21 protein-coding genes and 1 riboswitch are annotated in these 22,239 nt (G+C 39.6%); of the genes, 1 reads left to right on the top strand and 20 read right to left on the bottom strand.

The window, feature by feature from the left end; translation table 11 throughout:
• Positions 1–329: 329 nt before the first annotated feature.
• Positions 330–1,247: a gliding motility-associated ABC transporter ATP-binding subunit GldA gene (gldA, locus tag LGQ90_RS14850; protein ID WP_229342340.1), complete on the top strand. Its 918-nt coding sequence runs from the start codon at positions 330–332 to the stop codon at positions 1,245–1,247.
• A gap of 32 nt (positions 1,248–1,279) precedes the next feature.
• Here the strand turns inward: gldA and LGQ90_RS14845 are convergent, their stop codons facing one another.
• The 20 genes from LGQ90_RS14845 to LGQ90_RS14750 all read right to left on the bottom strand — a co-directional run bounded on the left by LGQ90_RS14845 (position 1,280) and on the right by LGQ90_RS14750 (position 22,211).
• Entirely contained in the window at positions 1,280–2,035 is a 756-nt protein-coding gene (locus tag LGQ90_RS14845; protein WP_229342338.1) for a head GIN domain-containing protein, read from the bottom strand.
• On the bottom strand, positions 2,032–3,135 hold the full coding sequence (locus LGQ90_RS14840) for an acyloxyacyl hydrolase (protein WP_229342336.1): 1,104 nt from the start codon (positions 3,133–3,135) through the stop codon (positions 2,032–2,034). Before LGQ90_RS14840 ends, LGQ90_RS14845 begins: the two co-directional genes overlap by 4 nt.
• A gap of 60 nt (positions 3,136–3,195) precedes the next feature.
• Complete coding sequence (metF, locus tag LGQ90_RS14835; protein ID WP_229342334.1) at positions 3,196–4,152, bottom strand: methylenetetrahydrofolate reductase [NAD(P)H]; 957 nt, start codon at positions 4,150–4,152, stop codon at positions 3,196–3,198.
• Positions 4,153–4,361: 209 nt separating this feature from the next.
• Complete coding sequence (locus LGQ90_RS14830; RefSeq protein ID WP_229342332.1) at positions 4,362–7,493, bottom strand: vitamin B12 dependent-methionine synthase activation domain-containing protein; 3,132 nt, start codon at positions 7,491–7,493, stop codon at positions 4,362–4,364.
• Positions 7,494–7,498: 5 nt separating this feature from the next.
• A complete protein-coding gene (locus tag LGQ90_RS14825; protein WP_229342329.1) occupies positions 7,499–8,512 on the bottom strand; it encodes a homocysteine S-methyltransferase family protein in 1,014 nt (337 codons plus the stop codon).
• Positions 8,513–8,563: 51 nt separating this feature from the next.
• A riboswitch (SAM riboswitch) is annotated at positions 8,564–8,668 on the bottom strand.
• 85 nt (positions 8,669–8,753) lie between these two features.
• Complete coding sequence (locus tag LGQ90_RS14820; RefSeq protein WP_229342327.1) at positions 8,754–9,260, bottom strand: hypothetical protein; 507 nt, start codon at positions 9,258–9,260, stop codon at positions 8,754–8,756.
• Positions 9,260–9,682 (bottom strand): OsmC family protein, encoded by a 423-nt coding sequence (locus LGQ90_RS14815; protein WP_229342325.1) that lies wholly within the window; start codon positions 9,680–9,682, stop codon positions 9,260–9,262. The genes LGQ90_RS14820 and LGQ90_RS14815 overlap by 1 nt, the downstream gene beginning before the upstream one ends.
• Before the next feature lie 63 nt (positions 9,683–9,745).
• Positions 9,746–10,240 carry an SRPBCC family protein gene (locus tag LGQ90_RS14810; protein ID WP_229342323.1) on the bottom strand — a complete coding sequence of 165 codons (495 nt, stop codon included), beginning with the start codon at positions 10,238–10,240 and terminating at the stop codon, positions 9,746–9,748.
• A gap of 124 nt (positions 10,241–10,364) precedes the next feature.
• Positions 10,365–11,429 (bottom strand): NAD(P)/FAD-dependent oxidoreductase, encoded by a 1,065-nt coding sequence (locus LGQ90_RS14805; RefSeq protein WP_229342321.1) that lies wholly within the window; start codon positions 11,427–11,429, stop codon positions 10,365–10,367.
• Complete coding sequence (locus tag LGQ90_RS14800) at positions 11,422–12,015, bottom strand: precorrin-2 dehydrogenase/sirohydrochlorin ferrochelatase family protein (RefSeq protein WP_229342319.1); 594 nt, start codon at positions 12,013–12,015, stop codon at positions 11,422–11,424. The genes LGQ90_RS14805 and LGQ90_RS14800 overlap by 8 nt, the downstream gene beginning before the upstream one ends.
• A gap of 10 nt (positions 12,016–12,025) precedes the next feature.
• Complete coding sequence (gene cobA, locus LGQ90_RS14795; RefSeq protein WP_229342317.1) at positions 12,026–12,811, bottom strand: uroporphyrinogen-III C-methyltransferase; 786 nt, start codon at positions 12,809–12,811, stop codon at positions 12,026–12,028.
• A complete protein-coding gene (locus tag LGQ90_RS14790) occupies positions 12,804–14,897 on the bottom strand; it encodes a HEPN domain-containing protein (protein WP_229342314.1) in 2,094 nt (697 codons plus the stop codon). Before LGQ90_RS14790 ends, cobA begins: the two co-directional genes overlap by 8 nt.
• A 250-nt stretch (positions 14,898–15,147) precedes the next feature.
• A complete protein-coding gene (locus LGQ90_RS14785) occupies positions 15,148–16,392 on the bottom strand; it encodes a sulfate adenylyltransferase subunit 1 (protein WP_229342312.1) in 1,245 nt (414 codons plus the stop codon).
• Between the two features lie 111 nt (positions 16,393–16,503).
• Positions 16,504–17,403 carry a sulfate adenylyltransferase subunit CysD gene (cysD, locus tag LGQ90_RS14780; protein WP_229342309.1) on the bottom strand — a complete coding sequence of 300 codons (900 nt, stop codon included), beginning with the start codon at positions 17,401–17,403 and terminating at the stop codon, positions 16,504–16,506.
• Positions 17,404–17,413: 10 nt separating this feature from the next.
• Positions 17,414–18,043: a phosphoadenosine phosphosulfate reductase domain-containing protein gene (locus tag LGQ90_RS14775; protein WP_229342306.1), complete on the bottom strand. Its 630-nt coding sequence runs from the start codon at positions 18,041–18,043 to the stop codon at positions 17,414–17,416.
• A gap of 68 nt (positions 18,044–18,111) precedes the next feature.
• A complete protein-coding gene (locus LGQ90_RS14770) occupies positions 18,112–18,369 on the bottom strand; it encodes a DUF2061 domain-containing protein (protein ID WP_229342303.1) in 258 nt (85 codons plus the stop codon).
• A gap of 118 nt (positions 18,370–18,487) precedes the next feature.
• Positions 18,488–18,904 (bottom strand): RrF2 family transcriptional regulator, encoded by a 417-nt coding sequence (locus LGQ90_RS14765; RefSeq protein ID WP_229342300.1) that lies wholly within the window; start codon positions 18,902–18,904, stop codon positions 18,488–18,490.
• A gap of 33 nt (positions 18,905–18,937) precedes the next feature.
• The gene (locus LGQ90_RS14760) at positions 18,938–20,155 is read right to left on the bottom strand and encodes a trans-sulfuration enzyme family protein (protein WP_229342297.1); all 1,218 of its coding nucleotides are present in this window, start codon (positions 20,153–20,155) and stop codon (positions 18,938–18,940) included.
• Between the two features lie 6 nt (positions 20,156–20,161).
• Positions 20,162–21,235 carry a homoserine dehydrogenase family protein gene (locus LGQ90_RS14755; protein WP_229342294.1) on the bottom strand — a complete coding sequence of 358 codons (1,074 nt, stop codon included), beginning with the start codon at positions 21,233–21,235 and terminating at the stop codon, positions 20,162–20,164.
• Entirely contained in the window at positions 21,198–22,211 is a 1,014-nt protein-coding gene (locus LGQ90_RS14750) for an alpha/beta fold hydrolase (protein WP_229342292.1), read from the bottom strand. The genes LGQ90_RS14755 and LGQ90_RS14750 overlap by 38 nt, the downstream gene beginning before the upstream one ends.
• Positions 22,212–22,239 lie beyond the last annotated feature (28 nt).

The raw sequence follows: 22,239 nt of genomic DNA, 5'->3' as shown, positions 1-22,239 counted from the left end.
CCCGATCTAAGATCGAGACTTTTATATAATTTTATGTTTTAGTTAATCATATAGCATTCCCGATCCTATCTCTGGTATAGAAATAAAAATAATAGAATGCGTTCCAATTGATTAAACTTGTCATTTTCAATAATAATGAAAGACTAAAGTAAACTTTAAATTCTACATTCAAAATATTTCAGCTTTATAATTTACAGTTTTCTGATATTCGGAATATCAGTGGTGTTTTAATATGAATTACAATTTATAACTATGATTTATCGTTGAAACTTTGAAATATTTTCAGCGGTCTTCCTGATTATTTATTCCTAATTTTGAATTTGAAAGCTATGTCTATAACCGTAAATAACATATCGAAACACTTTGGCAGCCAAAAAGCGCTGAACGAGGTTAGTTTTAAAATTTCAAGAGGCGAAATTGTGGGATTTCTGGGGCCAAATGGTGCGGGGAAATCTACTTTAATGAAAATTCTTACCGGTTATCTGCAATCTGATGGTGGATCTGCTCAAGTAAGTGGCTTGAATCTAGAAACTCAAGTATCAGAAATCCAAAAACAAATTGGGTATTTACCGGAACATAATCCTTTATATACTGAAATGTTTGTACGGGAATATTTAAGATTTAATGCTTCTGTTTACAAAATAGATAAAGCTCGTGTCGAAGAAGTCATTAAGCTTACTGGTCTTACCCCGGAAGCCAATAAAAAGATCGAGCAGCTTTCCAAAGGTTACCGCCAACGTGTAGGACTTGCGGCCGCACTGCTTCATGATCCTGAAGTTTTAATTTTAGATGAACCCACTACCGGTCTGGATCCAAATCAATTGGTCGAAATAAGATCTCTGATTAGAAATATAGGTAAAGAGCAGGCAGATGGCAAACCGGGAAAAACTGTTTTCCTGTCTACTCATATTATGCAGGAGGTTGAAGCAATCTGTGATAGAGTGATCATTATTAATAATGGTAAAATTGTTGCCGATAAAAAATTAAAAGATCTCAGGGAAGAAAATGAACAGATCATCTTTGTAGAGTTCGATTATAGAATTGAAGAAATAGCGCTGGAAAAGATCCCAAATCTCACCAAAGCCAAAAACACCGGCGGATTCACTTATGAACTGATCTTTGATACCAAAAAAGATATGAGACCGGCAATTTTTGATTTTGCTCACGATAACGGCTTGAAAACACTTCAGCTAAATCACAAAACCAAGAATCTTGAAAGCCTTTTTGCTGAACTAACCAATTCCTAGAATTTCTTAATAAAAAGTCCTCCTTGGGGGATTTAGGGGACCTCAAAAATGAGTTTCCCTCGAAAATGCTCTGTCACATTTACCTGCGGTGGCCGGTTTATTGAAATAATATCCCCATAACTATAAATATCAGCCTTCAGGCTTTGTTGCGGATTAACAATTAATTTATTTGTTCCGCGGTGAAACAGATCATAATTCTGAACTACCAGATCTCTGGCTTCCAATCTACCATCGCCAGCGGCAAAAAAGCCATCAAAATTTTCAACCGAACCGGTCAAAAAGAAATGCGAATAATTATCGTTCGTAATTCTTAAGTTCTGAACCTCAAGATCAAGAATAAAATCTCCGTTTGTATAAATTTCAGGATCCAAGGCTTGATTTTCAGAGACCAGCCACAAATTTTCAAAATTCAGCCTTCCCACACTTTCTAAAGGAATGTTACCGGCATGTCTAAGGTATTCCAGGTTTGGGGTGGTTACATAAATTTTGGTGATCCCATAATCACGCACCAGATTGCACACATTTTCATTTTTTAGAACCAAAAGTCCTTCTTCTACTTCCACGGTAATTTCGTTCATTAGGTTTTCACCACTTTCAATAATGACCTTATGTTCGGCACCCTGTTCAATAAATAGCTTTATCTTATCATAGACCATGATTTCACTAAAATCTGGGACTTCAATTTCCTGCCGGACAATTTCCCCTGATTTTTGAAAACAATCTCCCGCATCTTCAGAATCACATCCAAGAAAACACAGTACTGAAAATATAATTATCAGTTTTTTCATAATCTATATCCTATTGAAAATTCTACCGCTTCTGCATTTGCTCCATGTGACCTAACCGTGGCAGAAGCCCACCAATGATCAGAAATTTCTCGTTGTAATCCCATTCTATTGTAGAGTTGCTCTACATAATCTGTATATGGATAATATACATAATAGCCTAGCTGGGTGATCAGGGACATTTTATTAAAAGTTAGCTTATGACCGAGAAAGACCCCTACCCTCTTAGAATCTTCATCTCCGGTCGTCCCCTTTTGAGGAAAAGCTACTGCCTGGTATTCTATGAATTCTTCCAGTGATCGGGAAAAGAATAATTCAGCTCCACCCTGCAACGTACTTTTTCTATTTAAAACCTTATCTGCATAAGCCGAAACAGTAAGAAAGGGAAGTCTGGGTGATCCCACAACTCCTGCCGTATTCACACCGCTTCGAATTGCAAAATTATAATGGAAAGGCTCCGTATATTTTTCTTTTTCTCCTCTGGGAATAAAATCTGGATGTTCCTTATGATCCAGCAAATAATTCAGTCCTACATTAAAGGTTAAGGTATTCGTACTATGGTTGGGAGACCCTATATCTGCGTTAGAATAATGAATAATGGTTACCCCGGCATTCACTCCAAGCCCTGCAATGATATTCTGTTTATGGATATTCCCCACCAAATACGTAGAACTTAAAAATCGACTTCCGTAGGCATTATTAATATAATTGGTTTCAGGATCGTATGGATTTGTAGTATATGCAATCCCCTGCCCGATCCTGAACATTAACAGTCTCTTTAAAGCATAAAAACTGAAATGACCATAAACAGAATAATTCTCCCCTAAATAGGTGTTTTTCATATTCTGATAAATGAAGGAATATCCAAAATCGGGATAATTATACCGCCTTTCCCATTTCTCAAGACCATAAGTTTTCCTGTTGAAACTTAACAGAAATCCATTAGGATGATCTGTGATAAGGTGAGCGATGTCTGGGTTATGTTCTAAAATAGAACCATAAAAATAACTCGCATTCAGGGAAAAATATTTTTTAGGTTTTTCATCCTGTCCAAAAGTTATAAAACTGCATAGAAGAAGCAGGAAAGGGGCAATTCTTTTCATACGAGGGCAAATCTAACATATTTACGAAAAAAACGGCCTGTTGGATGAAACCTTAACTTACTAAAATACCGCCGAAGCGATTTTCTGAATATTTGTACTCTTCCCCATGGAATAGTAATGCAACACCGGTGCACCACCGGCGATCAACTCCTTACTTTGCTGAATACACCATTCAATTCCCAGCTCTCTAACTGCCCTATTATCTTTGCAATTCTCAACCTCTTTAATTAGGCAATCTGGCATATCCACATGAAACCTATGCGGAATAATGCTCAACTGCCTTTTAGTAGCAAGAGGCTTTAAACCAGGTATAATTGGAACTTTTATCCCATTCTCCCGGCATTTTTCTACAAAATCAAAATATCTGTCATTTTTAAAGAACATTTGGGTAACCACGTATTCAGCACCAGCTTCTATCTTTTCTTTCAATCTTTCAATATCCTTATCTATACTTGGAGCCTCCATATGTTTCTCGGGATAACCGGCCACCCCAACACAAAAATCGGTATTATGCCCTTTCTCGATCACCTCGTCTAAATATTTACCACAATTCATCTCTCTTATCTGGCATACCAGATCCTTAGCGAAATTATTACCATTTGCCTCGGGTTTAAAATAAGTTTCACTTTTCACTGCATCTCCACGCAGTGCCATCACATTCTTAATTCCGAGAAAGTCCAGGTCTATTAGGAAGTTCTCAGTATCTTCTTTTGAAAATCCTCCACATAGAATGTGTGGAACGGCATCAACACCATATTTACTTTGGATAGCAGCACAAATACCTACAGTTCCAGGCCTTTTACGAACGATCTTCTTTTCTAAAAGTCCGTTCTCTCTTTCCGAATAAACATATTCTTCCCTGTGATAAGTCACATCAATAAACGGCGGCTTGAATTCCATTAGTGGATCTATATTCTCATAAATTGAATTTAAATTCTGCCCTTTTAAAGGTGGTAAGATCTCAAAAGAAAATACGGTTCTGTCCTTAGCTGCTGCTAAATGTTCGGTGATTTTCATTAAACTTTTTTTTAATTTTATGGGCGTTGCCTTTCAGGCCGGGCTTTTCGCTTTATCTTTTTCCTGTATGCTTCGACAGGCTCAGCATGCCGGTAAAAGGATGCCGCTGCAATCCCTAACGCATTTACTTTTTCATCAAAATTTTAGGTCAAGCTGAACCTGATTCAGCCTCTCTTAAGATTCTGAAACAAGTACAGAATGACATCTGCTTAATCAGTAATATTCGGATTCAGCCATTTTTCAGCTTTTCGATAATCAATTCCCTTTCTTTTCGCGAAATCACGAACCTGATCTTCCTTGATCTTACCAAGCCCAAAATATTTAGCTTCCGGATTGGCGAAATAATATCCACTAACGCTGGCCGCCGGCCACATGGCCAGGCTTTCGGTAAGCTCCACTCCAATATTTTCCTTTACTTTAAGAACATCCCAAATCGTCAATTTTTCCAGGTGATCGGGACAGGCAGGATAACCGGGTGCAGGCCGAATTCCCTTATAAGCTTCTTTGATGAGCTCTTCGTTGCTCAATTCTTCGCCCGAAGCATATCCCCAATGCTTAGTTCGTACCCCTTTATGTAAATATTCCGCGAAAGCTTCCGCCAGTCTATCGGCCAGTGCTTTGACCATAATAGAATTATAATCGTCGTGTTCCTTTTCAAACTTTTTGGCTAATTTCTGGGTTCCAAATCCGGTAGAGACACAAAAACATCCCATATAATCCTGGATCCCACTTTCCTTAGGAGCGATAAAATCTGCCAGCGCAAAATTCGGCTGGTCGCCATGTTTCTTTAATTGCTGACGTAGCGTTCTGAAAACCGCTGTTTTTGAATCTGAATTCTGTTGAAAACAGACTTCAATATCGTCCTCGTTAATTGAATTAGCTTCAAATAATCCAAAAATCGCTTTCGCCTTTAGAAGCTTTTCATCCAGAATTCTTTTCAGCAAAACCTGAGCATCATCAAATAAAATTTGCGCCTGCTCCCCTACTTTTTCATCTTTTAGAATATCCGGATATCTCCCATGCAGATCCCAGCTTCTGAAGAACGGGCTCCAGTCTATATAATCCACAAGTTTATTCAGGTCAAAATTTTCAATAATCTGAATTCCCGGTTCAGCAGGTTTTGTGATCTGCGTTCTATTCCAATCGATCTTAAATTTATTTCTCCTGGCTTCCGGTAAACTTAAAAAGCTCTTTACTTTACTTCGTTTTTTAAAGTTCTGTCGAAATTTATCATATTCGGTCTTAAGATCGCTTTTGTATTTATCCCGGGTACTTTCTTTCAATAACTGCCCTACCACAGTCACCGCCCGGGAGGCATCATTTACATGTGCCACGGCATTTTTATATTGCGGGTCTATCTTTACCGCGGTATGTGCCTTGGAAGTGGTAGCCCCACCAATTAAAAGCGGAACCGAGAACTCCTGACGTTCCATTTCCCTGGCCAGGAAAACCATCTCGTCCAGCGAGGGTGTTATGAGTCCGCTAAGACCAATCACATCCACATTTTCCTTTTTAGCAGTTTCGATGATCTTGTCTGGCGGTACCATGACTCCAAGATCAATAATCTCGTAATTATTACATCCCAGCACCACAGCCACGATATTTTTACCAATATCATGCACATCGCCCTTTACTGTTGCCATTAAAACTTTTCCAGCCCCCCCGGCCCCCGTTGGGGGAGCCTTTTTTAGTGTTTTCAAAATGCTTTCCAAGACAGCATCCAGATCTTGAATAACCTCAGTATTCGAAAATCTTATAACTCTGAATCCCTGTTCCTGTAACCATTCTGATCTCTCAGCGTCACTCTTTTTATTGTCAGGTAATTGATGGATTAAACCGTCAACCTCAATGACTAATTTTTCCTTTAGACAAACAAAATCTGCGATATACCCACCAATAATATGTTGTCTTCTAAATTTATAACCCTCAAGCTGTTTAGTTTTCAAAGCCTCCCACAATCTCGTTTCCGCCATCGTAGGATTATTATATCTCATTTTTCGAGCATAATTTTTCATTAGACCATATAAGGCTGGATCAGCAGTTCGCCAATATTGCTCCCCCTTTGGGGGTTGGGGGGCTTTTTTCGCCTCTTCAATATAGGGAAGTAAATGCGCCACCGCCTTTTTCATCACCCTGGCCGATTTCACCACTTGTGGCAGAAACATTTTTCCGCTTCCAAAGAGATCTCCCACTACATTCATCCCGATCATCAACGGACCTTCGATAACATCCAATGGTCTTTCGGCTTCGATTCTAGCTTGTTCAATATCTTCTAAAATATAGGCATCTATACCTTTTACCAGTGCATGGGTGATCCGTTCCTGTAACGGATTTTCTCTCCAGGAAAGATCAATTTTGTTCTCTCTTTTACGTCCTACGACGTTTTCAGCAAAATCCAGAAGACGTTCCGTAGCATCATCTCTTCTATCCAGAATTACATCTTCCACATGCTCCAGAAGATCTTTCGGAATTTCATCATAAACTTCCAGCATAGAAGGGTTCACGATACCTATATTCATCCCGGCCCTGATCGCATGATAGAGGAAAACCGAATGCATGGCTTCGCGAACGGGATTATTTCCACGGAAAGAAAATGAAACATTACTCACCCCACCGCTTACGCTGCAATGCGGTAAATTCTCTTTTACCCAACGCGTGCCTTCAATAAAATCGAGGGCGTTTCTCTTATGCTCGTCCATCCCCGTCCCTACCGGAAAAATATTCAGATCAAAAATGATGTCTTCCGGAGGGAATTTTACCCTGTTTACTAAAATATCATAGGAACGTTTTGCAATCTCAATTCGGCGTTCATAATTATCTGCCTGCCCGGTTTCGTCAAATGCCATCACGATCACGGCCGCACCGTAACGTTTGATCTTTTTCCCATGGCTGATGAATTCTTCTTCCCCTTCCTTTAAACTAATGGAATTCACCACGCATTTTCCCTGCACGACCTGGAGTCCGGCCTCAATAATTTCCCATTTTGAGCTATCTATCATAATAGGTACCCTGGAAATATCGGGTTCAGCGACAACGAGATTCAGGAATTTCACCATGGCTTCCTTGCCTTCAATAAGGCCATCGTCCATATTCACATCGATGATCTGGGCTCCATTTTCTACCTGTTCCCGGGCAACCTCCAGCGCTTCATCAAATTTCTCTTCTTTAATGAGTCGCAGGAATTTTTTGGATCCGGCAACATTGGTTCGTTCTCCTACATTTATAAAATTACTATCCGGTGTGATCACCAGTGGTTCCAGTCCGGAAAGTTTTAGCCCCCTCCAGCCCCCCCCAGAGGGTGGGGTTCTTTTTCGCGAAATTTGTTCTAAATTTTTGTCCATAAAAATTACCGGGTTTGCTCTTGAAGTTTATAGATAGGACGTGGTTTATAATTTACAGCAACCTCTGCAATTGCTTTAATGTGTTTTGGTGTAGTTCCGCAGCATCCGCCCAAAATATTGACCAGCCCTTTTTCCAAATATTCCTTGATTTGAGCGGCCATTTCCTGGGCGTCCTGGTCGTATTCTCCAAAGGCATTTGGTAATCCCGCATTGGGATACGCTGAAACTCCCGAATTCGCATAGCGATTCAGAACTTCCAGGTGCGGAGTTAATTGTTTTGCTCCCAAAGCACAGTTAAAACCAATGCTTAGTAACGGAATATGAGAAACAGAGATAAGGAAGGCTTCTGCAGTTTGTCCGGAAAGTGTTCTTCCGGAGGTATCGGTGATCGTTCCACTCACCATGATCGGAATATCCAGATTTAGCTCTTCTTTTAATTCTTCAATCGCAAAAAGAGCTGCCTTTGCATTTAAAGTATCAAAAACGGTTTCTACCAGGAGTACATCCACACCACCCTCCACCAGGGCTTGCGCCTGTTGTTTATAAGCTTTCCTAAGTTCATCAAAAGAAATGGCGCGAAATCCGGGATCGTTCACGTCTGGACTCATACTGGCCGTTTTATTAGTAGGACCCATGGCTCCGGCTACAAATCTCGGTTTGGAAGGATCTTCAGCCGTAACTTCTTCCGCGACCTTTTTGGCAATTCTCGCCGACTCATAATTAAGCTCATAAACGAGCTCCTCCATTTGATAATCGGCCATAGCGATGGTGGTTCCAGAAAAGGTATTGGTTTCCACAATATCGGCCCCGGCATCAAAATATTTACGATGAATGCTAGCAATGGCTTCTGGCTGGGTAAGGGAAAGGAGGTCGTTATTTCCTTTTACGGAAACAGGCCAATTGGCAAAACGATTCCCACGAAAGTCCTCTTCAGAAAATTTATATTCCTGAAGCATGGTACCCATTGCACCGTCTAATATTAATATTTTTTGAGAGAGTTGCTCTTCAATTTTTGACATGATTATATAAATAAAACGATATCAAAAAAAGAAGACTGAAAAGAATTCTGTTTGTTATCTATCCGAGGTTTAACTCAGTAGAATGTAGCACCTTCTCCAAAAGGAGGGTTGCTAAGGTTTCACAGGGTCTAATCCCTCAACCTTTCTTGATAACGATTGTTAGTAAACAATGAACTTATAAAACAAATATAGTGCTCACACCTTAAAATCCAAGTTATTTGAGATAATTTTATGTAGAAGTTTAAAAAGTAGAATTCCCGGTCTGGGCGATTTTTAAATAAGACGTATTCTGAATTCTTTTTAATAACAACTTAAATTCTTCTTTTACTTCTTTATTCTGCAATACAATCTCATAATCAAATTTCTCACCTGAACTTACCATGAAATAGAAGTGATTCTTATTTCCATATATGCTATGCTTCCAAAAACTACTATATCCTCTATAATTAAAGCCTAGTTGCTCCAATTCTGAAATAGGAAATTCTTTCTGTTCTCCATGAAGATCAACCCTAATCCTTTCTTCAGAAACTGAAAGATTTCCTAAATATTTTGGCTTAAAAAAAGATTGACTCAAAGCTAGAAATAAGCTTATCATATATACTCCATAAGAAATATTCATTAACCATGATACATCCGGTTTCCAGACATAAACCACTCCTGCACTTGCTAATAATAATACTGTCAGGATTACTCTGAGCCAAATGGACGGCTCCCAGGTTCTCACTATTCTGGTTTCAAAGAAATTCATTATAATATTTTCTCTCCATTTAAGTGAATCGAATATGAAATTTCTGCCGCTTTCTCTAGCATTTTAGAGACAGAACAGTATTTATCCATTGATAATTTTACTGCTCTTTCAACTTTAGCCGCCGGAACATCACCTTTCAGGATAAAGTCCAGATGGATCTTTTTGAAAACATTTGGAATAGCTCCTTCTTCGCGAAATCCGTCAACTTCTACCCTAAGATCTTCCAACTCATGTTGCTGCTTTCTTAGGATCATTACCACATCTATACTGCTGCATCCGGCAATTCCGCGAAGTATAAGATCCATCGGACTGGAACCTTTAGGCTCCTCATCAGATTTATTGTCCAGAAGAACAATATTACCGCGTTCGTTTACAGTTTCAAATAGATAATTATCGTTGATTCTTTTTAGGCTGATCTTCATGTTTTCGAATTTTCACCAAAGATAATATTCCTAACTTTAAATCAGAATCCCGGATTAACAGAATTATATCTTTTCCAGATGTTCATCAAGCTGTAAAAGTCCGGCTGTAAAACCCTCCTGAAATCCCATCTTTAAAATTGCATCCAGCGCCTCTTCGGTTTCATATTCCGTTTCGATTATTACCAGTGTATGAGAACCTTCAGGTTCAAACTCCACTTTCCAGGTCGATTTTGGTAAATCTTCATTAATAACCCCGTTTTCATCACAAAACGAATCCAGGCCTACGAATCTTTGTTCCTGCACAATTTCTTTATATTGAGCCAGGGCATAATGCTCCTCACCTTCGGGACTCTGCATGGCATACAACCAACTTCCATTTTCCCTGAAATTCATCCGTTTAGTTTTAGCTTTCCAGGGTTTTGGCGCCCACCATTTATCAAGTGTTTCAGCCCGTGTCCAGGCAGACCATACCACATCTAAGGGAGCTGAGAATTCTTTTTCAACTAGAATGCTGCGCTTTTCCCTGTCTATTTTAAACTCCAGTTTCAATGTTTCCATTTAATTTAAAATTTTGAATAAAATGAATTTTTTTCAGAAAAATACAATCAACCTAAATTAGGATATTAAAGCATAAATAATTGAGAATAAGAAGTTAAAACCAACAAAAATTATCCGTAACAAATTAAACACTAATACTCTGCACTACTTCTTTCTTAGCTTCTTTTTTGGTCCCGTCAAATCCTTCCACACCACCAACAGTAGTATATTTTAGAACATATTTTTTATCCGGATAAATTTTCTGGTAGGCACTCTGACACATAATCGCCGCTTCATGAAAACCGGAAAGAATCAACTTAAGTTTTCCCTTATAGGTATTTACATCTCCAATGGCATATACCCCTGGAATATTGGTTTGATAATCATAAGAATTGTCAACTTTTATCGCATTCTTTTCAATTTCCAGGCCCCAGCTACCAATGGGTCCGAGTTTAGGTGATAATCCGAATAACGGGATAAAATCGTCCACGGATCTGAACTCTTCTCCGCGAGCCTTATCTTTGTGACGTATCACCACTTTTTCCAGTTCATCTTCACCTTTTAATCCAACGACCTCAGCATTGGTGATCATTTCAATTTTACCGAGTTTAGCTAATTCTGAGACTCTTTCTACGGAATCCAGAGCGCCCCTAAATTCTTCCCTTCTGTGAACCAGTGCTACTTCTGAAGCAACATCAGACAAATAAATAGCCCAATCTAAAGCAGAATCACCACCCCCGGCGATCACCACTTTTCTATCGCGGTAAACTTCCGGATCTTTTATAAAATAAGAAACTCCTTTATCTTCATATTCAGCAATATTTGCAATAGGTGGTTTTCTTGGCTCAAAAGATCCTAATCCGCCGGCAATAGCAACCACAGGTGCATGGTGTTGAGTTCCCTTATTTGTGGTCACAATGAAAGTCCCATCATCGAGTTTCTCCAGAGTTTCTGCGCGTTCGCCCAGAGTAAAACCGGGTTTAAAAGGCCTGATCTGTTCCATAAGATTTTTTACCAGATCACCGGCCAGAATTTCCGGGAAGGCCGGAATATCATAAATAGGTTTCTTGGGATAAATCTCTGAACACTGCCCTCCTGGCTGTGGCAAAGCATCTATTAAATGGGTCTTTAATTTAAGGAGTCCCGCTTCAAAAACGGTGAACAAACCGGTAGGTCCTGCTCCAATTATCAGGATATCTGTTCTAATCATCTTTACTTTTTTTTACAATTAAGCTTTCTGTTATAGTATTCATCTGTTCTACTTTGGCTTCAAAATCGCCTTTTATTGATTTTCTGTATTCATTTAAATTTTCCACCATCTGGTTCACATTTTCCGGAATCACTTCCTCAAAAAATTGCCGTAATCGCTTGGCAGTTGTGGGTGATTTTCCATTGGTGGAAATAGCTATTTTCACATGTCCTTTATTTACAATACCTCCCATATAGAAATCACAGAGCTCTGGAGTATCAGCAATATTGGCCAGTAAATATCTTTTTTTGGCATCCCGATGAACCTTCTTATTCAATTTAGCATCGTTGGTGGCAGCGATCACGAAATGTTTTTTTTTCAGATATTTTCTTTTATACCTGCCTTTTACCAGTTTCGCGCCATGTTTTTTTGCCAGTTCTTCAGTTTCCGGCAAGAACCATTTCGCAACGATCTCAACCTGCGCATGCGGACTGGATTTGAATAGAAAATACAGTTTTTCGTGACCTACATTTCCTCCACCCACCACGAGTATATTCAACTGGTTGACTTTCAAAAAAACCGGGTATAATTCGTTTCTTTCTTGCATACTTTGCCCCCTATCCCCCAAAGGGGGTATTATGATATACCTTTTCTTCAATCACTCTCTCAAACGCCGATTGCAAATCATTCGCTTCTTTTACCACCTCACCAATCACGATAATTGCCGGAGCGCCTAGTTGTTTTTCTAAAACCACCTTTTCAATCGTTTTGATCGTCCCAAAACCTGATCTTTCATTTTGGGTAGTTCCATTTTGAATGATTCCCACCGGAATATCTTCTTTTCCGAAGCTGCGGAAAACATCAACTATTTCATGCAGTTTTCCCATTCCCATCAATATCACCACGGTTGCGGTAGATTGCGCGGCCAGCCTTACATCATTTGATAATTTCTTCTGGGAGGTGGTTCCGGTGATCACCCAGAAACTTTCTGAAGTTCCTCTTTGCGTCAACGGGATTCCAACATTCGCAGGCACCGCAATCGAAGAGGTAATTCCTGAAACTACCGCTGTTTCCAGTCCGTGTTTCCTGGCATAATTAATCTCTTCTGAACCTCTTCCAAAGATAAAAGGGTCTCCGCCTTTCAATCTAACCACATGCCCTCGTTCCAGGGCGTATTTCACGATCAATTCATTGATCTCTTCCTGCGGAAAACGATGTTTATCCTTTCGTTTTCCTACGAATATATGTTCTGCCTGTGGCGCATATTCCAGCAGCTCACGATTGATGAGTGCGTCGTACAAAACCACCCTGGCAGACTTCAACGTATTTAAAGCTTTGACGGTGATCAATTCCGGGTCGCCCGGTCCTGCTCCTACGACGGTTAACTTTGGTGAATTATACATTTTGTACCTCCTTTGTTCTATAGGCATCCACTCTTTTCAGAAATAAATGCGCATCCTCTAAATATTTATTTGCAAACGCCTCGCTCGGCTCGTTTTCGTTCAATTGATAGGCGAATTCCTTAAAGGAAGTCGATAATTCAATTTTATGCGTATCCACGAAAAGTTCATCAAACTGGGCAATGATCCCGGCCTGGGTATTCGTTTTTACGTCTTCAGAAAGCAATAAAGCTTTAGCTGAATTCACAATTGAGGTATAGGAATGGTAAATACTGTCTGACCAATCCTTTCTTTCCAGCGCAGCTTTCGCATTATCGATCTTTTCTTCGCTTTCGAATAACAAGGTGGCGATAAGGTCTATGACCACACCGGCACATTCTCCCACCCCAACTGCCTTAATATATGGCGATTCATGGCCCCAATCCACAAATTCATTTTCGGTGAGATTGGAAGTATCGGCCAGGTCTTTTAGAAGATCATAGAAATAGGTCTTTTCTTTCCGATCATAATATTCTACGAATTTTTCATTGGTTTTAGAATTGGCTTCAAAATCATTCAGCAAAACTCGTAGAGCTTCAGGACCGCGTTTACTGGGAACTTTTACCACTTTATCAGCAAATCTTCCCTGCCCGTCGCCTAAAGTTCCACCTCCAAGTAATACCTGAAGTGCCGGAGCTACCGTTTTACCAACTTTAATAGACATTCCCTGGAAGCCAATTTCAGCCATATTATGCTGGCCGCAGGCATTCATGCATCCACTGATCTTAATCGTAATATCCTTTCCGTTGGTGAATTGCGGATATTCTTCTTTAAGAACATCTTCCAGCACATCTGCGATTCCCGTGCTGCTGGCGATTCCAAGATTACAGGTATCGGTTCCCGGGCAGGCGGTGATATCAACGGTTTTATTATAACCGGTTTCGGCATAATCGAGCTTTTTTAATTCGGAATAAAAGAGAGGCAGAAATTCTTCCCGCACGTGACGGATCAAAATATCCTGTCGCAGCGTAAGTCTTATCTCGTTTCCGGCATATTTTTTAACCAGATCGGCCAGCTTTCTTGCTCCGCCGGTATAAAAATCGCCTAAGGGAACACGAATTCCTACTGCAAATAAACCTTCCTGTTTCTGTGGAAATACATTCGTGTTCTTCCAGTTTTCAAATTCTTTTTGATCTTTAATCTCTACTGAAGGAACTTCTACATTTTGTAATGCAGGAGCTGCTTCAAATCTTTCAATTTCGAATTCCGGCTGATCCTTAGAAAGGGCTGTCTTCTGCTCCTCTACTAATTCCATAAAAGATTCTTTACCAATATCCTTAACCAGAAACTTCATTCTTGCCTTTAATCGTTTAGTCCTTTCGCCATGGCGATCAAAAACTCTCAACACACCTTCAATTAGAGGAATGATCTCTTCGGCAGGCAGAAATTCATATAATTCGTCTGCATGTCGAGGCTGTGAACCGAGACCCCCACCCAGCATTACCTTAAAACCTCTTTTCCCTTCTTTGAGTTTGGCGATAAAACCAAGATCATGGATATAACTTAGCGCTGTATCTTCATCTGAAGAAGAAAAAGACATCTTGAATTTTCTTCCCATCTCCTGGCAGATCGGGTTCCGAAGAAAGAACTGAAAGGCCGCATGAGCATAGGGTGAAACATCAAAAGGCTCTTTGGGATCTATCCCTGCCATTGGCGAAGCGGTAATATTTCTCACCGTATTTCCGCAGGCCTCACGAAGGGTGACATCATCCCGCTCTAATTGTGCCCAGAGTTCCGGCGTTCTGTCTAAACTCACATAATGAATTTGAATATCCTGACGGGTGGTGATATGCAGGCGACCTTTGGAATACTCATCAGAAACATCGGCGATTCGATGCAGCTGTTCTGAGGTGACTTTCCCAAATGGCAGTTTTATTCGAACCATCTGAACTCCCGATTGTCTTTGTCCATAAACTCCGCGGGCCAGGCGCAGACTGCGGAATTTCTCTTCATCGGCCTTTCCTTCACGGAACAGCCTGATCTTCTTTTCTAAATCCAGGATGTCCTTTTCAACAACGGGATTTTCAATTTCGGTTCTAAAACTTTGCATGATTAATAATTTATTATTCGTAACCCTAGTTAAGATCCCTCATGACTTCGGGATAATTCGATCTTCCAAAATTTGTTCACCTAGGCTCCAAATTTTGGGATCTTATTAAATGAAAAAAGTCCTTTTAGATTTTCACTTAAAAGGACTTTTTTATAATTCAGTTTATAAAACAGGCTTCTAAGTATGAGGCGAATAGCACATACACATATTTGATAGAATGTTCATAATGAATAGTTTCACTGTTTTTTTATTATTTTATAAATCCAACTCCTGCGGTGGTATTAGTTTGCGTATCTACCAGAATAAACCTTCCGTTTGCACGATTATTATTATAACTGTCGGCAAAGATTGGTTTGCTAAGTTTGATCTTCACACTTCCAATATCGTTGAGATTAAGGGACAAAACTTCCGCTTCTGCTCCAAAATTCGTATCCACATGACCTTCAACCTTATCTATTTTTGCAAGAATTCCATTCGTATTATGCTGCAACACATATTTAGATCCCGGCACCAGAGCTTTATTATCCATCCAGCATACCATTGCATCCAGGACTTTTTTCTCTTCAGGAATTTCATTCGATTTTACCAACATATCACCTCTGCCAACATTGATATTATCTGAAAGACTGATGGTGACAGAACTTCCTGCCGGAGCTTCCTCAAAGGATTCATTAAAAAAATGAATTTCTTTAATGGTGGAGGTTGTTAATGAAGGTAAGACCGTTACTTCATCACCAACTTTCAGGCTACTTCCACTTATTTTGCCGGCATAGCCGCGATAATCGTGAAATTCATCAGTTTTAGGTCTTATCACAGTTTGAACAGAAAACCTGGCCTGACTTTCTTCTTTGAAATCTTCGGCCTTAAGCTCTTCCAAATGTTCAAGAATAGTTTGACCATTATACCAGGACATTGCGCTGGATTTTTCAGCAATATTTTCTCCCCATAAGGCACTCACAGGTATAAAAGTGAGCTTTTGATCCTTGAAATCACTTTTAGCCCTAAGCTCCTCAAAATCCTGAACGATATTATGGAAGACATCTTCAGAATAATTAACCAGATCCATTTTATTAACCGCAACAATTACCTCTTTAACCCTTAAAAGATTATTGATAAAGAAGTGCCTGTATGTCTGCTCGATCACTCCTTTCCTGGCATCAATAAGAATAATGGAGGTTTGAGAAGTAGATGCACCGGTTACCATATTCCGGGTATATTCAATATGCCCGGGAGTATCTGCAATTATGTAACTTTTCTTTGGCGTAGAAAAATAGATATGCGCGACATCTATAGTTATACCCTGCTCCCTTTCTGCAACCAGACCATCTGTAGCCAGGGAAAAATCCAGGTAATCCAGTCCATTTTTCTTACTGACCTTATCTATGGCTTCAATTTTATCTGAAGTCAGCGATTTTGTATCGTAGAGCAGTCTACCGATCAAGGTGCTTTTACCATCATCTACACTCCCTGCTGTTGCTATTTTTAGTACTCCCATGGCCTCTCCCCAGCCCTCTCCAAAAGAGAGGGAATATTATGGGTAATTTTATTGATTAGTAATTTCATTTCAATCAGGTTTTTAAAAGTCCCCCTTCGGGATTTAGGGGTATTAGAAATAACCCTGTTGTTTTCTTGTTTCCATGGCTGCTTCAGTCCTTTTATCGTCTATTCTCGCACCTCTTTCTGAAATAGAAGATTCTCTTATCTCCCCTATAATCTTCTGAACCGTATCAGCATCAGATTCTACGGCGGCCGTACAGGTTATATCACCAACAGTTCTAAATCTTACCCGTTTGGTTTGGGTCATTTCATGGTCTTCTTTATAGACATATTCTGAAGCGGTCCAGATCAAGCCATCCCTTTCAAAAATCTCCCGGTCATGAGCAAAATAAATGGATGGGATTTCAATATTTTCTGAAGCTATATAATTCCATACATCCAGTTCTGTCCAGTTTGAAATTGGAAATACTCTAACATTCTGACCAATATCGATTCGCCCGTTCAGCATATCAAAAACTTCCGGACGCTGATTTTTTTCATCCCATTCCCCAAAATCGTTTCTAACTGAAAAAATTCTTTCTTTGGCCCTGGCTTTTTCTTCATCCCTGCGCGCTCCACCAATACAGGCATCGAACTTAAATTCTTCTATGGCATTCAGCAGCGTATTCGTCTGTAATGAATTTCTGCTGGAATATTTTCCTTTCTCTTCTATAGATATTCCCCTGTCTATATCGTCCTGAACTTTTCTCACGATGAGATTCAGTCCTAATTCTTCCACCAGGCGATCCCTAAATCCTATGGTTTCAGGAAAATTATGGCCGGTATCTATATGTAAAAGGGGAAAAGGAATTCTTGCGGGATAAAAAGCTTTTTGGGCCAATCTAACCAGGCTTATAGAATCCTTACCGCCTGAAAATAGCAGCACAGGATTTTCAAACTGAGCAACTACCTCCCTGAAGATGTATATAGCTTCGCTTTCCAGTGTATTTTGATCTAATATTGCACTCATTTATAAACTTTTAGGCGTGTAAACCACATTCTCGGTTTTCTAATACTTTAGTCGGGTCGAAATATTTGAATTCGTTGGGTAATTTGTGTTCTCTTAAATACCCATCCAGTTTCTCATCTGTCCAGTGGTAAAACGGACTTACTTTTAGAACCCCATCTTTACTATAGCTTAAAATATCTATGCTATCCCTGAAATTCGTCTGTCCTTTTCTCAAATTTGTAAACCAAACATCGGGCTGCTGCTCGGCCATAGCACGTTGAAATGGCTCCAGTTTTACCTGCCTTGTAAACTCTGCATGATCTGGAGAATCTACTCCAGGAATTCCATTAAACAGAGCGTCCCTATATGATGCAGTTTCTTTTGGGGTGTACAGCTTAACATTAAGATCTAAATGATCTATCAGGAATTTGGCGTGCTTATAGGTAGGCAACGTATTGTAACCTGTATCGCACCAGATAACCTTGATATCCTTTTCCACCTGAGTACAGGCATGTAAAATCGCCGCCTCATAGGGTCTAAAATTCGTAGTAACCACAGGATTATCACTTGATGCTAATACCCACTGAATAATTTCTGAAGGTGCTACCCCTCGCAACTGACTATTCAGTTTTTTCAACTCTGTATCTCTAAACTTTTTCATCTGTTTATGTTTTTATATTGGTCAGATGCGGGACGCCAATGATAATTTCGTACTGCCACATTTTATAGCTATTCTTTTCCATAAGGGATGAGATTCCAAATTCTTTCATGCCCAAAATAAAGGATCATTTTTGTCACCAGTTCCACTGAACCAATCGCTAAAGCTGTTTTAATCTGACCTGTAAGAACCCAGGAAATTATGATGGTATCTATGGTTCCTATTATCCTCCAACTGATCGTCTTCAAAATACTTCGAAGAGGCTTTTCGGCAGATTTATCTTTCTTGTATGTGCTTTTTGCTTTGGTATGATTTAGTAACATCAACATATCTTCTTCATTAAAAACTATAATCCTATCGGTTTACTAGGTTTTAAGCAAAACTAAACTTAACAGGTTTAATAGCCAATTAATTCAGTAAATAAAAATCTATATTTAACACTGAAGATTATTGCGTAAAGGCAATATCTTCCAGGGTGTTTTCGCCGAGTACATTTAGTGAGGCATCCCTAACCTGGATCATTAACTTATGAACCGAACAGGTATGTTCATCGGGGCAATCCTCACATTTCTCATAGTAATTAAGGCTTACACAGGGAACCATCGCGATAGGTCCTTCCAAAACCCGTATTACTGCGGTCATCTTTATTTCATCAGGTTCTTTGATGAGATAATAACCTCCGCCTTTCCCTTTTTTTGAACCCAGAAATCCTGATTTTCTCAACTCCAGCAGAATACTTTCGAGAAACTTCTGCGAAATATTCTCACTTTCAGAGATTTCTGAGGCCTGGACCGGTTTCCTGTCCTTTTTTCTGGCGATATACGCCAAAGCCTTAATTCCGTACTTGGTCTTTTTGGAAAGCATGGAACGAATATAAAAATATTCCCTTTGCTTTCTCTAATTGTTTAACGCGTTTTTTAAATCATTAATAATATCGTCTATATGCTCCAATCCAACTGAGATCCTTACAAGTCCCTCACTAATACCTGCTTCCAAACGTTCATTTTCATTCAATTTACTATGCGTGGTTGAAGCTGGATGCGTAACTATTGTCCGTGTATCCCCAAGGTTTGCTGAACGTGTGCATAATTGCAGACTATCTATAAATCTTCTGCCGGCCTCTATTCCTCCTTTTATTTCAAAAGCCACAACATTACCTCCCAACCTCATCTGATTTTTAGCAATTTTATATTGAGGATGAGATTTCAGGAAAGGATATTTAACCCAGCCAATTTTTGCATTTTCTTCCAGAAACTCCGCCACTCTTAACGCATTCTCGCAATGTTTTTCTAATCTTACCGATAATGTTTCCAGACTTTTTGAAAGCACCCAGGCATTAAATGGCGAAAGTGCCGGACCTGTATTTCTACTGAAAAGATAAATTTCTCTTATTAGATCCTCCCTTCCCACGGTTACTCCGCCAAGGACCCTTCCCTGCCCATCTATTAATTTGGTGGCTGAATGTATTACCAGGTCGGCTCCAAATTTTATAGGATTCTGAATATATGGCGTCGCAAAGCAATTATCGATGATCAGGATCAAATCATGCTTCTTTGCGATCTTTCCTAAATATTCCAGATCAAGAATATCCACCCCGGGATTGGTAGGAGACTCAGCAAAAAGAATTTTGGTTTCAGGTTTTATATGGCTTTCGATGGTTTCCGGTTCATTTACATCAAAATAGGAATGGGTAATATTCCACTTCGGAAAATACTTGGTGAACAAACCATGAGTGGAGCCGAAAACCGATCTCGCTGCCACAATATGATCTCCGCTATTTAGTAAAGCAGCCAGAGTTGAAAAAACCGCGGCCATTCCCGTAGCGAAAGCATAGCCCGCTTCCGCCCCCTCCATTCTGGCCACCTTCTCTATAAATTCAGAGGTATTTGGATTTGAAAACCTACTGTATATATTTCGCTTTTTTTCCTCGGCAAAACTGGCCCTCATATCTTCTGAATCTTCAAAGACATAACTAGAGGTAAGATATAAAGGCACCGAATGCTCCTGAAATTGGGTTCTTTCGCTTTGAGTTCTTACCGCAATAGTCTCGAAATTCTCCTGAAAATGAGCATTACTGCCACTTTCCTCTAGTCCCATTGCTTGTAGGTTTTCCATTTTGTATTAGTTTAATCGTTCAGATATTTTCAAAATATCTCCAAATACTCCTCTTGCAGTCACCGCCGCTCCCGCACCTGCGCCCCGTATCACCAAGGGCTGATCTTTATAAGATTCTGTATAGATCTCAAAAATATTATCGGCGCCTTCAATCTGTCCCAAAACAGAAGCTTTTGGTTCATTGATCAATTTTGTGGTTAGAGTTCCTTTTTCCACATCCAGTTCTCCCACATATCTCAAAACCTCATCTTTCAACTGTTTTGTTTTATAGCTTTGAAAATGTTCATCCAGCTCATTAACTCTTGAATTGAAATCTTCCAAACTGGTTTCTCCATTCAATCGGGATGGAATGAGCGATTCTATACTAACTTCTTCAAATTCCTTTTGCAACTGAAGTTCTCTGGCGAGAATCAATAATTTTCTTCCCACATCTTTTCCGCTAAGGTCAATACGGGCGTCCGGTTCAGTATAACCTAGAATTCCAGCTTCTTTTAGCACTTCTGAAAACTCTTTTTCTTCTTCTGAAAAGGTGTTGAAGATATAGCTCAGAGAACCCGAAAAAACGCCTCTTATCCTCGTGATCTTCTCTCCGGAAAGATGAAGATTTCTTAAAGTTTCGACTATTGGAAGCCCTGCTCCAACATTGGTTTCGTAAATAAAATTTTTATTATTCCTTTTCAATTGACTTCTCAGTTCTGCATAAAATTCCAAAGACAAAGTATTGGCCACCTTATTTGCAGCGATTATGTGGCTTCCGGCATTTACCAGAGAAAAATATTTCTGTGGAAATTGATCGCTGGCCGTAGTGTCTATAGAAACAAGATTTTCAAACTGATGCTTTTTCAGGTAAGCTTCAATATCATCAAAGGAATATCTTTGGGAGCTTGTTTTGAACCCCTGATCCCAGCCCGATTTTATGCCGTTAGGATTGAGAAGTGCATGTGAGGAATCTGCTACCAGGATCAATTTCAAAATGATCCCGGAAGAATTCTTCAAGTGTTCTTCAGAATTGGCAAGCTGTTCCAGCAATTTACTTCCTACTTTACCTGGCCCAAACAGAGCGAGATGTATTGTTTTCATATCCTTGTGTCGTTAGTTGAAATATTGGTTTTAAAAATCTGTTAAGCTGATCGGTTTCTATTAAAAATGCATCGTGCCCATGAATGGATTTTATTTCATGTATGCTGATATTAGGTTTTAGCAATGAAAGTTCTACGTAAGTATTCCAGTTTTCTTCCGCGAGGAAAAACAGGTCAGAATTTACCGTGACGATATGCACCTCCCCTTTAATTTTACTGGCCGCTTCTAAATAATTTCCGCTGCTATGACTAATATCGATAGTCATCAATAAATGATTCATCAACTTATAGGAAGCAAGGGTGAAACGATTTTTCAGTTTTTCGCCGTGGTGCAAAAGCCAGTTCTCCACTTCAAAGCCCTGATCCTGGGAATTTCTTTTACCTTCAAATTTTTGAGCCAGGGACTGCGGAGTTCGATAAAAGGTCATCGCATGCATTCTGGCATCGTGCACGGGATTTGACGAATTATTTAAAATGTGATCCTGAATCCTGCAATTCGCGACAAGCCAGTCCGTCGATTTATAATCTGAAGCGATTGGTATCACATGTTCCGCCAGATCTGGTTTCTGAACCGCGAGTTCCCAGGCAAGAGCTCCGCCTATAGAACCACCAATAATGGCAAAAAGCTTATCTATCTTCAGTTTTTCTAAAGCTATAAGCTGAATCTGAGCAATATCTTTCAATTTAAATTCGCGATAATTTTCAAAGAACTGATCTTCGTGACCTTTAAATCCATTCCCCGGGATATTAAAAGCCAGGATACAGAATTTGTCAATATCGATACACTTATTTTTTCCGATAAGATCCTTCCACCAACCATTACTTCCGGTAACTAAAGAATTTCCGGTTAATGCATGATTCACCAGGATAATTGGAGCTTCTGAAGCCTTTCTTCCAAACCACTGATAACTCAAATGTATATCCTGAGTGCTACCCGCGGAATTCGTATAATTTTCTATGATTAATTCTTCCAGCATTGTTTTTTAATTTAATCCGGAAAAAGTC

It is taken from the genome of Christiangramia sediminis (genome assembly GCF_020552705.1).
In the GTDB taxonomy this organism is placed as follows: Bacteria; Bacteroidota; Bacteroidia; order Flavobacteriales; family Flavobacteriaceae; genus Christiangramia; species Christiangramia sediminis.
The sequence above is the reverse complement of the archived record's forward strand: the minus strand, read 5'-3'. Positions and strand labels throughout refer to the sequence as shown.